At 66.3% G+C, this 13872-nt stretch carries 16 protein-coding genes; 12 read left to right on the top strand and 4 right to left on the bottom strand.

Translation table 11 applies throughout. The features are described from left to right. The 3 genes from B3K53_RS04115 to tyrS form a co-directional block, all read right to left on the bottom strand. On the bottom strand, positions 1-558 hold the full coding sequence (locus B3K53_RS04115; RefSeq protein WP_292082826.1) for a bactofilin family protein: 558 nt from the start codon (positions 556-558) through the stop codon (positions 1-3). Between the two features lie 114 nt (positions 559-672). Next, positions 673-1140, bottom strand: a complete 468-nt coding sequence (locus tag B3K53_RS04110; protein WP_292082825.1) for a peroxiredoxin — start codon at positions 1138-1140, stop codon at positions 673-675. 12 nt (positions 1141-1152) lie between these two features. Further along, entirely contained in the window at positions 1153-2409 is a 1257-nt protein-coding gene (gene tyrS / locus B3K53_RS04105; protein ID WP_292082824.1) for a tyrosine--tRNA ligase, read from the bottom strand. Between the two features lie 182 nt (positions 2410-2591). On the opposite strand from tyrS, the gene B3K53_RS04100 reads away from it, so the two are divergent. The 3 genes from B3K53_RS04100 to B3K53_RS04090 all read left to right on the top strand — a co-directional run bounded on the left by B3K53_RS04100 (position 2592) and on the right by B3K53_RS04090 (position 5821). Next, entirely contained in the window at positions 2592-3734 is a 1143-nt protein-coding gene (locus tag B3K53_RS04100) for an anhydro-N-acetylmuramic acid kinase (protein ID WP_292082823.1), read from the top strand. A gap of 5 nt (positions 3735-3739) precedes the next feature. Beyond that, the gene (locus B3K53_RS04095) at positions 3740-4687 is read left to right on the top strand and encodes a DMT family transporter (protein WP_292082822.1); all 948 of its coding nucleotides are present in this window, start codon (positions 3740-3742) and stop codon (positions 4685-4687) included. Positions 4688-4843: 156 nt separating this feature from the next. Then, on the top strand, positions 4844-5821 hold the full coding sequence (locus B3K53_RS04090; protein WP_292083365.1) for a TerC family protein: 978 nt from the start codon (positions 4844-4846) through the stop codon (positions 5819-5821). A gap of 7 nt (positions 5822-5828) precedes the next feature. Here B3K53_RS04090 and B3K53_RS04085 read toward each other — a convergent pair whose 3' ends face one another. Further along, on the bottom strand, positions 5829-6479 hold the full coding sequence (locus B3K53_RS04085) for an alpha/beta hydrolase (RefSeq protein WP_292082821.1): 651 nt from the start codon (positions 6477-6479) through the stop codon (positions 5829-5831). Between the two features lie 161 nt (positions 6480-6640). Between B3K53_RS04085 and B3K53_RS04080 the strand changes: the two genes are divergently transcribed. The 9 genes from B3K53_RS04080 to B3K53_RS04040 are packed head-to-tail and all read left to right on the top strand — an operon-like array spanning position 6641 to position 13871. Next, entirely contained in the window at positions 6641-7108 is a 468-nt protein-coding gene (locus B3K53_RS04080) for an Rrf2 family transcriptional regulator (RefSeq protein WP_292082820.1), read from the top strand. Further along, positions 7105-8241, top strand: coding sequence for a cysteine desulfurase family protein (locus B3K53_RS04075; RefSeq protein ID WP_292082819.1), 1137 nt, complete (start codon positions 7105-7107; stop codon positions 8239-8241). Before B3K53_RS04080 ends, B3K53_RS04075 begins: the two co-directional genes overlap by 4 nt. 3 nt (positions 8242-8244) lie before the next feature. Further along, on the top strand, positions 8245-9711 hold the full coding sequence (gene sufB, locus B3K53_RS04070) for a Fe-S cluster assembly protein SufB (RefSeq protein ID WP_292082818.1): 1467 nt from the start codon (positions 8245-8247) through the stop codon (positions 9709-9711). After that, complete coding sequence (locus B3K53_RS04065) at positions 9708-10070, top strand: hypothetical protein (protein ID WP_292082816.1); 363 nt, start codon at positions 9708-9710, stop codon at positions 10068-10070. The genes sufB and B3K53_RS04065 overlap by 4 nt, the downstream gene beginning before the upstream one ends. After that, entirely contained in the window at positions 10070-10819 is a 750-nt protein-coding gene (gene sufC / locus B3K53_RS04060) for a Fe-S cluster assembly ATPase SufC (RefSeq protein ID WP_292082815.1), read from the top strand. Before B3K53_RS04065 ends, sufC begins: the two co-directional genes overlap by 1 nt. Then, positions 10816-11838, top strand: coding sequence for a Fe-S cluster assembly protein SufD (sufD, locus tag B3K53_RS04055; RefSeq protein WP_292082813.1), 1023 nt, complete (start codon positions 10816-10818; stop codon positions 11836-11838). Before sufC ends, sufD begins: the two co-directional genes overlap by 4 nt. Further along, the gene (locus B3K53_RS04050) at positions 11817-13055 is read left to right on the top strand and encodes an aminotransferase class V-fold PLP-dependent enzyme (RefSeq protein ID WP_292082812.1); all 1239 of its coding nucleotides are present in this window, start codon (positions 11817-11819) and stop codon (positions 13053-13055) included. The genes sufD and B3K53_RS04050 overlap by 22 nt, the downstream gene beginning before the upstream one ends. A 5-nt stretch (positions 13056-13060) precedes the next feature. Then, positions 13061-13462, top strand: a complete 402-nt coding sequence (locus B3K53_RS04045; RefSeq protein ID WP_292082811.1) for an SUF system Fe-S cluster assembly protein — start codon at positions 13061-13063, stop codon at positions 13460-13462. Positions 13463-13472: 10 nt separating this feature from the next. Beyond that, complete coding sequence (locus tag B3K53_RS04040; RefSeq protein WP_292082810.1) at positions 13473-13871, top strand: HesB/IscA family protein; 399 nt, start codon at positions 13473-13475, stop codon at positions 13869-13871. The last annotated feature ends 1 nt before the right edge of the window (position 13872 follow it).

The raw sequence follows: 13872 nt of genomic DNA, 5'->3' as shown, positions 1-13872 counted from the left end.
TCAGGCGGCGGGCTTGGCCTCGACCTTGTCCGTCTTGGCGTTGGCGGCGGCGGGCTTTTCAACCGGCGTCGGCGCATCCAGCATATTGGCGCCCGGCGTGTCGCGCTTGGCCTGGGTGCAGCGACCCTGGAACCAGGCGCCTTGCTCGATCGAAAGCTGCTCCTGGGTGATGTCGCCCTCGATGCGAGCGGTGGCGAACAGCTTGACCTGCTTGGCGACAATGGCGCCCGAGACGCGGCCGCGCACTTCCAGAATATCAGCGTGGACCGTGCCCTCGACCGAGCCGCCTTCACCGATGGTCACGCGCACGACGCGGATGTCGCCCTTCAGCGAGCCGTCGACCTGAAGCTCGCCGGCGCCCGAGATATTGCCCTCGTATTTCACGCCAGCCGACAGGGTCGACAGGCTGGACGAGCGCGAAGCCGCTGGGCGCGAAGGCTCAGGCGCGCGCGGCGCAGCGGCCGGCGAGGGCGTGGCGGCGGGCGTCGGCTCAGGCGCGGGCGGGATACCCAAGCCGCTGGACGGGCCGTTGTCGAAGGGTTTGCTCTTGTTGAACATGGTGCGCTCCGCATCTCGCCAGCAAGGCCGGCCTAATCCTACTGTAGCCCCTTGGCGGGCAGTTAGGATCAGGTCGGCGAGAGAGGCAAGCTTGGCCTCAGAGCATTCCGTCGATCAGAGTTTCTGGGCCGCTTCCAGCACCTGCTCCGCGTGGCCCTTGACCTTGACGCTGCGCCAGACGTGGCGAACCACGCCCGCGCCGTCGATCAGGAAGGTGGCGCGTTCGACGCCCATGTATTCCCGGCCATAGAGCTTCTTCATGATCCACGTGCTGTAGGCCTCGCAGACCACGCCGTCCTCGTCGGAGCCAAGCACAACCTTGAGGTCATGCTTGGCCTTGAAGCGGTCCAGCTTTTTCACCGCATCCCGCGAGACGCCGATGACAACGGCGTTCACCGCCGCGAATTGTTCGGCCAGAGCCGAGAAGTCCAGGCCTTCCGTCGTGCAGCCGGGTGTGTCGGCCTTGGGATAGAAGTAGAGGACGACCGACTGGCCTTTCAGCCCGTCCAGCGTGACGCGGCCGCCGCCATCGGTGGCGAGATCGAACGCGGGGGCGGCCTGGCCTTCGGTGATGTTGGTCATCCTCTTTGCTCCTTAGACCGGCCGAACCAGGACGATCTTCTTCTTGCCGGCGGCCAGCTTCAGAACGCCGTCAGCATTGACATCGGCAGCCTCGATCAGGCGTGCGCCGTCGGCGATGGCTTCATCGTTCAGGCGCAGGCCGCCGCCTTGGGCCAGGCGACGGGCTTCGCCGTTGGAGGTCGTCAGACCGGCCTTGGCGACGACGGCGGCGATCATGGCGCCGATCACCTCGTCACGCGGCAGCTCGACGGTGGGCAAATCGGCCGACAGTTGGCCCTTCTCGAAGGCGGCCTCCGCGGCGGCGCGGGCGGCCTGGGCGGCCTCGGAGCCGTGCAGCATCGAGGTCGCGGCGTCGGCGAGAGCCTTCTTGGCTTCGTTGATGCCGGCGCCTTCCATCGCTTCGTAAAGCGCGATCTGGTCCAGCGGCAGGTCGGTGAACAGGCGCATGAATCGGCCGACGTCGGCGTCCTCGGCGTTGCGCCAGAACTGCCAGTAGTCATAGGGGCTGAGCTGTTCGGCGTTGAGCCAGACCGCGCCCTGGGCCGTCTTGCCCATCTTGCCGCCCGAGGCCGTGGTGAGCAGCGGAGTGGTCAGGCCAAACGAGGCCTTCTGGTCCACGCGGCGCACCAGATCGACGCCCGAGGTGATGTTGCCCCACTGATCCGACCCGCCCATCTGCAGCGTCACGTTCAGCGAGCGGTTCAGCTCCAGGAAGTCCACTGACTGCATCAGCATGTAGTTGAACTCGAGGAAGGTCATCGGCTGCTCGCGCTCCAGGCGCAGCTTGACCGAGTCGAAGCTCAGCATCCGGTTGACCGTGAAATGCGTGCCGTAGTCGCGCAGGAACTCGACGTAGCCGAACTTGGACAGCCATTCATCGTTGTCGACCATGACGGCGTCAGACGGGCCGTCGCCAAAGGTCAGGAACTTCTCGAACACGGTCTTGATCGAGGCGATGTTGGCCTGGATCGTCTCGTCGGTCAGTTGCGGGCGCGAGGCGTCCTTGCCGGTCGGGTCGCCGACCTTGGTCGTGCCGCCGCCCATCAGGACGACGGGCTTGTGTCCGGCCTGCTGCAGGCGGCGCAACATCATGATCTGGATCAGGCTGCCGACGTGCAGCGACGGCGCCGTGGCGTCGAAGCCGATATAGGCCGTCACGATCCCGTTCGAGGCGGCCTCGTCCAGCTCCACCGGGTGGGTCACCTGGTGGATGTAGCCGCGCGATTGCAGGGTCTTGAGGAAGTCGGACTTGAAGGCTTGGTCGGTCATGGACGGCTCCGTAGCAGGGATGCCGGCGGCCGTCTTCCTTTCGGGAAGTCGCACCGCCAGCGAAGGCGGCACGAGATCGCGGCCGCTCTCTAGCTCAGCGAACGGTAATACAGGCCGGAAATGGCGCGGACGGCGATCATGGGCGCTAGCTACGGCGTGCGTGACGTGGCAGTCAACCCGCCATGACGACCTCCTCCTCGACAAAGACCCTCCGCGTGCTCGGTTTCATGACCGGCACCTCGCTCGACGCCGTGGACATGGCGGTGATCGAAACCGACGGCGAAAACATCATCAGCTTCGGCCCGGCGGGCGAGATGAAGCTGGACACGGAAACGCGCGCCATCGTCGAGGACGCCATCGAGGACGCCCTTGACTGGGAGCGTGACGAAGAAGAGCCCGACAGCTTTGAAGACGCCCGCATGGCGGTGGCCGACGCCCATCTGGCGGCGGCGCTCGGCTTCATGGCGGTGAACGGGGTCAAGGCTAGTTCGTTGGACCTGGTCGGTGTGCATGGCCAGACGGTTTTGCACGAGGCGCCGACGCCGGAACTGCCGGGCCGCACGGTGCAGTTGATCGACGCCCTCAGCGTGGCCGAGGGGCTAGGCGTTCGCACCGCCTATGATTTCCGCAGCGCCGATGTGGCGGCGGGCGGGCAGGGGGCGCCGCTGGCCCCGGTCTATCACGCGGCCCTGGTGAAGAAGGCGGGTCTGAGCGGGCCGGTCGCCGTGCTGAACCTGGGCGGGGTCGGCAACATCACCCTGGTCCGCGCCGACGGCGAGCTGGAAGCCTTCGACACCGGCCCAGCCAACGGCATGGTCGACTTGCTGGTCCAGTCGCGCGGCAAGAAGCGCATGGACGAGGGCGGCAAGCTGGCGGCGGCGGGGACGGTCGATCAGGCTATTCTGGACGCCTATCTGGCCCATCCCTATTTCGCGGCGATGGGGCCGAAGTCGCTGGACCGGTTCGATTTCTCGCTGGACCCCGTCGCAGGCCTGTCGCTGGAAGATGCGGCGGCGACGCTGACGGCCTTTGCCGCAGAGGCCGCGGCGCTCGGCGTGGCGCGCTGTTCGGAGAAGCCGGCCAAGGTCGTGGCCTGCGGCGGCGGCCGGCATAATCCGGTCCTGCTGGCGGCGATCCGCGAACGGGCGGGCGTGCCGGTCACAACCGCCGAGGACGAGGGTTGGCGTGGGGACTCGATCGAGGCCGAAGCCTTCGCCTTCCTCGCCGCTCGCTGCCTGCTGCGCCTGCCGATCAGCTTCCCCGGCACAACCGGCGTGGCTGAACCGATGACCGGCGGCCGCATCGTGGAGCCGGGCGACCAGTGAGCCTGATGCAGTCCCGGCGCGTCTGGGGCGTCGCCAGCGGCATGGCGGCCGGCGCCCTGTGGGGTCTGGTCTTTCTGGCGCCCAAGGTAGCGCCCGAAGCGTCGCCCATGATGCTGACGGCGGGGCGCTATCTCGCCTATGGCCTGATCGCGGCCCTGCTGATCGCGCCGCGCTGGCGGCGGGTGACCGCCGCGCTGGACTGGAAGGCGTGGCGGGCGCTGGCCTGGCTGAGCCTGGCCGGCAACATCATCTATTTCGTCTTCCTGGTGGTCAGCGTCCATTTCGCCGGCGTCGGGGCCTCGGCCCTGATCGTCGGCATGGTGCCGGTCGTGGTCGCTTTGTGGGGGCTGAAGGACAAGGATTCGCCGCCGCTGGCGCGGGTGGCGCCGCCCATCGCGGTCGCGGCGCTGGCGGTCGGTCTGATCGGCTGGGAATCCTTGAGTCAGGGCGGGGGCGGCCACGACGGCGTTCAGACCGTGATCGGTCTGGCCTGTGCGCTGGCGGCCCTGCTGTCATGGTCGGCCTTTGCGGTCGGCAATAGCCGCTGGATGAGGCGACTGCCGGAAGTCTCGCCGCATGACTGGTCGCTGCTGACCGGGGTGGTGACGGGCGGGGTCGCCCTGCTGCTGGCCGTTCCGGCGGTTCTGACCATGGGTGCCTGGTCAGGCGAGGCCTGGGTGCGCTTCCTCGGCGTCAGCTTGGGCGTCGCCGTCTTCGCCTCCATCATCGGCAACGCCTTCTGGAACCAGGCCAGCCGTCTTCTGCCGCTGACCATGCTGGGCCAGATGATCGTGTCCGAGACCCTGTTCGCCTTCCTCTACGGCTTCCTGTGGGAGGGGCGTGGACCGACCATTATCGAGATCGTGGCCATGATCCTGATGGTGGCCAGCGTCGTCTGGTGCGTGCGCGCTCACCGTCCGGCGGCGGTCGCTGCGGCGGAAGGGGAACACTAGGTCGCAGCCGGGCGGCTGAACGACCTCGCCATTTCCGCGTTGCCTTGTGAGCGGACCGGGCCCCTCTGGCGACCCTGTGGGAGATGATGGTCGTGATGTCGGGCCGCGCCGGTCGTCCGCTCGGGCGTCGGGAGCGTGAACGGTCCAGAGGCGCGGATGGAGTTCCTGACGGTTGAATGGATGGGCAAGCCCGCCTGGATGTGGGCGGGTTTTATGGTGGTCGTGGTCGCCCTGCTGGCCTTCGATCTGGGCGTCCTGCATCGCAAGGCGCACGAGATCGGCGTGCGGGAGAGCCTGTTGCTCTCGGCTTTCTATATTGCGGTCGCCCTGCTGTTCGGGATCTGGGTCTGGGTGCGGCTGGGGACGGGCAGCGGGCTCGACTATCTGACCGGCTACGCCATCGAAAAGAGCCTGGCGATGGACAATGTCTTTGTCATCGCCATGATTTTCAGCGCCTTCGGCATCCCGCGCCTGCATCAGCACCGCGTCCTGTTCTGGGGCGTGCTGGGCGTCATCGTGCTGAGGGCGGTGATGATCGCGGCAGGGGCGGCTCTGATCAGCCGCTACGAGTGGGTGCTCTTTGTTTTCGCCGGCTTCCTGATCTTCACCGGCGGGAGGATGATGGCCACCAGCCCCACCGAGGAAGCAGCCACCGGGCAAGGTCTGGTAAATTGGCTGAGGCGTCACATGCCAGTGACGGATCAGTTGCACGGATCGCGGTTCTTCGTACATGAGAAGAACTCCGCCGGGCGGATGATCTGGCACGCCACGCCGCTGTTCCTGGCCCTGGTGACCATCGAGTTTGCGGACGTGATCTTCGCTGTGGACTCGGTGCCGGCGATCTTCGCCATCACGACGGACCCCTACATCGTCTACACGTCCAACATCTTCGCCATTCTGGGGCTACGGGCGCTCTATTTCGCCTTGGCGGCGGTGATCCACCGCTTCGCCTATCTGAAGCAGGCGCTGGCGATCCTGCTGGTCTTCATCGGGGGGAAGGTCATCGCCGCGCCGCTGATGGGGTTGGAGAAGTTTCCGCCGGCGATCTCGCTCGGCGTGACGGCCGCCATCCTGGCCGCGGGTATCCTGTGGTCGATGTGGAAGACCCGGGCCGAAACCCGGGTCGACACATGAAGTCCGATCAGGCCGGGTTCTCGGCCAGTCGCTTGTCCAGATAGGCGCCGACGCGGCGATCGACGGCGTCGATATGGTCCTGCCAGAAGTGGCTCGCGCCTTCTTCCAGTTCGTAGTCGATGACGATGCCTTTTTGCGTGCGCAGCTTGTTGACCACGCGCTCGACCTCGACCGGCGGCACGACGGTATCGGCGGTGCCGTGCAGGAACAGGCCAGACGCCGGGCAGGGGGCCAGGAAGCTGAAGTCGTACATGTTCGAGGGCGGCGACACCGAGATGAAGCCATCCGTCTCGGGACGACGCATCAGAAGCTGCATGCCGATATAGGCGCCGAACTGATAGCCGGCGACCCAGGTCTGGGTGGCGGCGGGGTTGTTGGCCTGCAGCCAGTCCAGGGCCGTGGCTGCATCGGCCAGTTCGCCGATGCCGCTGTCGAACTCACCCTGCGACTTGCCGACGCCGCGCGAGTTGTAGCGCAGGGTGGCGAAGCCGCGCTGGACGAACAGCTGGTGCAGGGTCACCGCCACCGGGTTGTTCATATGCCCGCCCGCCTTGGGGTGCGGGTGCAGGATCAGGGCGATCGGCGCATTGGGGCGCTTGCCGGGCGAATAGCGGCCTTCGATACGGCCCGAGGCGCCGGGAAGAATGACTTCAGGCATGGATCAGCGGAATCCTGTCTTCAACTGTCGTTTCGCGGGCGGACAATACTTGACCAACGCAGTAGGACTTTTTAAGTCCGCTCGGCGTGGCGCACTTGTCTGCGAGGGCGCGGGTTCTAGCACATGAGCCCCGAAAAGCGTGAAATTTTTGAGGGCATTCCATGCGTCTGTCGACAAAGGGACGATACGCCGTAATGGCGATGGCCGATCTGGCAAAGAACGGCGCGGATCGCGCGGTGTCTCTGGCCGAAATCGCCACGCGTCAGGAAATCTCCCTTAGCTATCTGGAACAGTTGTTCGCACGGCTTCGTAAAAGCGGTCTGGTCAAGAGCGTGCGCGGACCGGGCGGCGGCTATCGCCTGGCGCGCGAGGCCTGTGCGACCGCCGTGGCTGAAATCGTTCTGGCCGTCGACGAGCCGATCCGCGCCACCCGCTGCGTCGGCGCCGGATCGCCCAAGGGCTGCATGATCAAGGGCGAGCGCTGCATCACCCACCACCTGTGGGAAGATCTGGGCCAGGAAATCCATCGCTATCTCGCCAGCGTCAGTCTGGAAGACGTCATCCAGCACCGCACGGGTCCGGCGCGCCTGGGCGTGCCGACCGGCGCCGGGATGGAGGCCGCGGCATGAGCGTCTATCTGGATTACAACGCCTCGGGTCTGGTCCGTCCGGAAGTGCAGGAAATCATGGCCAAGGCCCTGGCCGACAACGGCAATCCGTCGGCGGTCCACGCCGCCGGGCGCCGGGCGCGGGCGCGCATCGAGACGGCGCGGGCCCAGGTGGCGGAGCTGGTGGGGGCTGATCCGACCGCCGTGGTCTTCTCGTCCGGCGGCACGGAATCCAACGCCCAGGCCATTGTCAGCGCTCTGGCGGCGGGCTGCGAGCGGTTGATCGTCGGCGCGACCGAACATCCTTGCGTGGCCGAGGCGGCGACGGCGACAGGCGCACCGGTCGAGGTCCTGCCGGTCGACGAAAACGGCGTGGTCGATCTGGCCTGGCTGGCCGGGGCGCTGGCGCGTCCGGGCCGCGCCGTGGTCGCCATCCATCACGCGAACAATGAAAGCGGCGTGATCCAGCCCATCGCCGAGGCGGCGGCTCTGGTCCGCGCGGCGGGAGCCTGGCTGCACGTCGACGCCATCCAGTCGGCGGGCAAGATTCCGGTCGATATGCGGACGCTGGACGCGGACAGCCTGACCCTGTCGGCGCACAAGCTGGGCGGGCCGCAGGGCGTGGGCGCTCTGGTGCTGAAGGAAGGCGTCGCCGCCGTGCGTATCCTGCATGGCGCGGGTCAGGAGCGCGGCCTGCGCGCCGGGACCGAGAACATGCCGGGCATCACCGGCTTCGGCGCCGCCGCCGATTGCGCGGCCCGCGATCTGGACCAAGCGATGGCGCATGTGGTTTGGCGCGATACGGCGGAAGCCAAGGTCAAGGCGGCGGGCGCCACCATCATCGGCGGCGCGGTTCCCCGCCTGCCCAACACCCTCTTCATGGCGATCGAGGGCTGGGACAGCCCGCAGCAGTTGATCACGCTCGATCTGGTCGGAGTCATGGTCTCGGCCGGCTCGGCCTGTTCGTCGGGCAAGGTCAAGCCGTCCAAGACGATCAGCGCCATGGGCCTGGATTCGCTGGCGACCGGGGGCGTGCGCGTTTCCGGCGGCTGGGGCACGACGCAGGGCGACTGGGACCGGTTCGCCGAGGCCTGGGTCACGGCCTGGAACAAGCATCAAGCGCGTCTGTCTGAGCGCGTGAAGGAAGTCGCGTAAGTCATGGCTGCTGTTAAGGAAACTGTCGAAGCTGTCGCCGCGCTCGAGAAGTATGAGCACGGCTTCACCTCGGACATCGAAACGGAATATGCGCCGCGCGGTCTGAACGCCGACATCATCCGCTTCATCTCCGAGAAGAAGGGCGAGCCGGAATGGATGCTGGAATGGCGCCTGGCCGCCTATGAGCGCTGGCTGGCGATGGAGGAGCCGACCTGGGCGGCGGTGAAATACGAACCCGTCGACTATCAGGACCTCTACTACTACGCCGCGCCGAAGCAGAAGGAGGGACCGAAGTCGCTGGACGAGGTCGATCCCGAGATCCTGGAAGTCTACAAGAAGCTGGGCATCCCGCTGAAGGAGCAGGAGGTCCTGGCGGGCGTGCAGGGCGCGCCCAAGGTGGCCGTGGACGCCGTGTTCGACAGCGTCTCGGTCGTGACCACCTTCAAGGAGGAACTGGCCAAGGTCGGCGTGATTTTCATGCCGATTTCCGAGGCCTTGCGCGAATATCCTGATCTGGTGCGGCAATATCTGGGATCGGTCGTGCCGGTGTCGGACAACTATTTCGCGGCCCTGAACAGCGCGGTCTTTTCCGACGGGTCGTTCGTCTACATCCCGCCGGGCGTGAAATGCCCGATGGAGCTGTCGACCTATTTCCGCATCAACGCCAGCCAGACCGGCCAGTTCGAGCGCACCCTGATCATCGCCGACAAGGGCAGCTACGTTTCCTATCTGGAAGGCTGCACCGCGCCGATGCGCGACGAGAATCAGCTGCACGCGGCGGTCGTGGAGATCGTGGCCCTGGACGACGCCGAGGTGAAATACTCGACGGTTCAGAATTGGTACCCCGGCGACGCCGAGGGCAAGGGCGGCATCTACAACTTCGTCACTAAGCGCGCCGACTGCCGTGGCGACCGCTCGAAGGTCAGCTGGACCCAGGTCGAGACCGGCTCGGCCGTCACCTGGAAATACCCGTCCTGCATCCTGAAGGGCGAGGAGAGCTCGGGCGAGTTCTATTCCATCGCCATCACCAATGGGCATCAGCAGGCCGACACCGGCACCAAGATGATCCATCTGGGCAAGAACTCGAAGTCGCGGATCATCGCCAAGGCGGTGTCGGCGGGCAAATCGGACTCGACCTATCGCGGCCTGGTCTCGGTGCATCCCAAGGCCACGGGCGTGCGCAACTTCACCCAGTGCGACAGCCTGCTGATTGGCAAGGAGTGCGGCTCGCACACCATCCCCTATATCGAGGCCCGCAACGGCTCGGCCCAGCTGGAGCATGAGGCGACGACGACCCGCCTGTCGGAAGACCAGCTCTTCTACGCCCAGCAGCGCGGCCTGTCGGAGGAGGAGGCGGTGGCCCTGCTGGTCAACGGCTTCGTCCGCGACGTGATGCAGAAGCTGCCGATGGAATTCGCCGTCGAGGCGCAGAAGCTGGTGGCGATCAGCCTTGAGGGGAGCGTGGGGTGACCTTTACGAAAGCCTATCTTCGCGAAGCCCACAAGCACTGTGCCAACCACAGAGCCGAAGTTCAGGCGAGCTTGGTTTGTGGCTGCTTTTACTGCCTGGAGACCTATCCTCCGACCGAGATTGAGGATTGGATTGATGATGTGGAGGGAACTGCGCTTTGCGCCCGATGCATGATCGATTCCGTTATCGGTGACGCTTCGGGATTTCCCGTGGAAGACCGTGCGTTTCGTGAAGAAATGCATGAGTTCTGGTTCAAACGGACTGTCACGCTTGATCGCGCCGGAAACGTTATTCCCCAACAAACGTCCAAATCATTGTCGGCCCGAATTGCCGGCTGGTTCACCAAGAAGACCGTCTGATGCTTTCCATTTCCAACCTCCACGTCTCGGTCGCTGACAAGCCGATCCTCAAGGGCCTGACGCTCGAAGTGCCGGCGGGCGAGGTCCATGCCGTCATGGGGCCGAACGGGGCCGGCAAGTCGACGCTGGGCTACAGCCTGTCGGGCCGTCCCGGCTATGAGGTCACGGACGGCTCCGCCTCGTGGAACGGTCAGGACCTGCTGGCCCTGGCCCCCGCAGAGCGCGCGGCGGCGGGCGTCTTCCTGTCCTTCCAGTATCCGATGGAGATTCCCGGCGTGCCGGCCATGACCTTCATCCGCACGGCGCTGAACGCCCAGAAGCGCGCGCGTGGCGAGGAGGAGGTCTCGGCCCCCGCCTTCCTGAAGCAGGTCAAGGCGGCGTCGCAGGCGCTGAAGATGGACTTCGACATGCTGAAGCGGCCGCTGAACGTCGGCTTCTCGGGCGGTGAAAAGAAGCGGATGGAGATCCTGCAGATGGCCCTGCTGGAGCCGTCGCTGCTGATCCTGGACGAGACGGACTCCGGCCTCGACATCGACGCCCTGCGCATCGTGTCCGAGGGGGTGAATGCCCTGCGTCGCGCCGACCGCTCCATGCTGGTCATCACCCACTATCAGCGCCTGCTGGACTATATCAAACCGGACAAGGTGCACGTGCTGGCCGCCGGCCGCATCGTCGCCTCGGGCGGGCCTGAACTGGCGCTGGAGCTGGAGGCGGAAGGGTACGACAAGTTCCTGCCGACCGCGGCATGAGCGCAGCGCCGCAAATCGATCTGACGAACGCCGAGACCTTTCCGTCGCGGCGCACGGAGGCTTGGAAATACAGCGACTTGAAGCGCTGGCTTCGTGAAGCGCCTGAGCCCTCGGGAACGGCGCTGGTCGGAGCGCCGGGGCCGTTTTATGACCTGGGCGGAGAGGCGATCGTCTTCGCCAACGGCCGCCCGGTTGGCGTCACTGACTTCATCGCCTCGGGCGTGCAGACCCTGCGTCTGCGCTTCCTCTCGGACGCGGTCGGCACCGGCCACACGGCGGCGGCGCGCATCGTGGCCCGTCCGGGCGCGAAGCTGCTGCTGCTGGAGACGCATGAGGGCAAGGGCTCGGCCTATGTGGCCCACAACAAGGTCGAGATCGACGTCGCCGGCGACGCCGAGGTCACCCGCATCGTCCTGATCGAGGAGCCCGAGGACGCTATTTCGGTGATGAACGCCGAGGTGCGGCTGGAGGCCGGCGGTCGCTATCGCCAGACCATCGTCACGACCGGCGCCAGGCTCCAACGCATCGAGACGCAGTTGAGCCACGGGGCCGAGGGCGCCGACACGCGTCTGGATGGCCTCTATTTGTTGAAGGGTTCGCGCCATGCGGACCTGACGACCGTGGTCGATCACCGGGCCGCCGACGGCACGACCAGCCAACTGACCAAGGGCGTCGTCCACGACACCGCACGCGGCGTGTTTCAGGGCAAGATCATCGTCGAGCGCGGGGCCGACGGCACCGACGCCCGCATGGCCCACAACGCCCTGATCGCGTCCGAGCGCGGCGAGATCGACGCCAAGCCCGAGCTGATCATCTATGCCGACGACGTGCAGTGCGCCCACGGCAATACGGTGGGGACGCTGGATGAAAGCGCGCTCTTCTATATGCAGCAGCGCGGCATTCCGGCCGACGAGGCTCGCGCCCTGCTGGTCCAGGCTTTCCTGTTCGAGGTCGTTGATCGCATCGAGGACGAGGCCGCCAAGGAGGTTGTGCGCGCATGGCTGACGGCTCGCCTGTGAATACCTTCGACCCCTACGCCGCGCGGGCGCAGTTCCCGATCCTGTCGCGACAGGTGAACGGCAAGCCGCTGGTCTATCTGGACAACGCCGCCTCGGCGCAGAAGCCGCGTGCGGTGATCGACGCCCTGGTGGCGTCGATGGAGGGCAGCTACGCCAACGTCCATCGCGGCCTGCACACACTGTCGAACGAGGCGACCGAGGCCTTTGAGGCGGCGCGCGAGATCGTCGCCAGCTTCCTGAACGCGCCCTCGGGCGAGAACATCGTCTGGACCAAGGGCGGGACAGAGGCGATCAATTTGGTCGCCAACGGGATCGGCCTGAGCATCGAACCCGGCGACGAGATCATCGTCACCGAGATGGAGCACCACTCCAACATCGTGCCGTGGCACCTGCTGCGCGAGCGCAAGGGCGCGGTGCTGAAATGGGCGCCGATCAAGGACGACGGCTCGCTTGATATGGAAGCCTATGCCGCGCTTCTGGGGCCGAGGACCAAGGTCGTCGCCGTCACCCACATGTCCAACGTCCTGGGCACCATCAACCCCATCGCCGAGATCACCCGTCTGGCCCATGCCGCAGGCGCACGGGTGCTGGTCGATGGCTGCCAGGGCGCGGTTCACGCCACGCCAGACGTTCAGGCCGTCGGCTGCGACTGGTACGTCATCACCGGCCACAAGCTGTATGGCCCGACCGGCGTCGGCGCCCTGTACGGCACGACCGAGGCTCTGGAAAGCCTGCCGCCCTATCAGGGCGGGGGCGAGATGATCCAGACGGTCGAGAAGGACCGCATCACCTATGCGGCGCCGCCGCATCGCTTCGAGGCCGGGACGCCGCCGATCCTGGAGGCCATTGGTCTGGGCGCGGCGCTGGAATGGCTGTCGGGCTTTGATCGGCAGGCCGTGGCCGCGCACGAGATGGCCCTCTATGACCACGCACGCGCCCGGCTGGCCGACGCCGACTGGCTTCGGGTGCTGGGCGAGGCCGAAGAGAAGGGCGCGCTGCTGACCTTCTCGGTCGAGGGCGCCCACGCCCATGACGTGGCCCAGATCATGGACCGTTACGGCGTGGCCGTGCGGGCCGGTCTGCACTGCGCCGAACCGCTGGCGAAAAGACTGGGCGTGACCTCGAGCACGCGCGCCTCCTTCGCCCTATATAACACCGTGGAGGATACAGACGCCTTCATGGATGCGCTGATCAAGGCGCGGAACTTCTTCGTGTGACGAGTATGGACGACGCCAAGACCGAAACCGCCATCAGCGACAGTGACGCCTTCGCCGCCAGCTGGGACGAGCCGCAGAAGAGCGCCCTGTCGCAGGCCGAGCTGGACAAGCTGACCGACGACCTGATCGAGGCGCTGAAGACGGTGTACGACCCGGAAATCCCGGTCGACATCTATGAGTTGGGCCTGATCTACAAGGTGGACGTGTCCGACGACCGCGACGTCCTGGTCGAGATGACGCTGACGGCGCCGGGCTGTCCCGTGGCCGGCGAAATGCCGGGCTGGGTCGAGGCGGCGGTGATGAAGGTCGAGGGCGTGCGCAGCGCCCGCGCCAATCTGGTGTTCGATCCGCCGTGGGACTCCTCCAAGATGAGCGACGAGGCCAAGCTGGCCCTGAACATGTTCTGAGGACGTAGCGATGACCGAGCTTCAGACCGCCGCCCGACCGCGCCGCCCCCGGCCCAAGGCCGTAACCCTGACCGCCGCCGCCGCCGCGCGCGTGCGCGAGATCATGGAAAACGCCGAAAAGGATTATGTGGGTCTGCGCGTCGGGGTGAAGAACGGCGGTTGCGCCGGGCAGGAGTACACCTTCGCCTATGCCGAGCAGATCGAGCCGCTGGACGAGGTGGTCGAGGACAAGGGCGTCACGATCCTGATCCAGCCCAAGGCCGTATTGTTCCTGATCGGCTCCGAGATCGACTATGAGACGACCAAGCTGGCGTCCAAGTTCGTCTTCCGCAATCCGAACGAGACCGACGCCTGCGGCTGCGGCGAGAGCGTGACCATCATCCCCGCCGCCGCTCTGGACGCCGACTGAC

Source organism: Brevundimonas sp. UBA7506, assembly GCF_002479495.1.
Lineage (GTDB): Bacteria > Pseudomonadota > Alphaproteobacteria > Caulobacterales > Caulobacteraceae > Brevundimonas.
The sequence above is the reverse complement of the archived record's forward strand: the minus strand, read 5'-3'. Positions and strand labels throughout refer to the sequence as shown.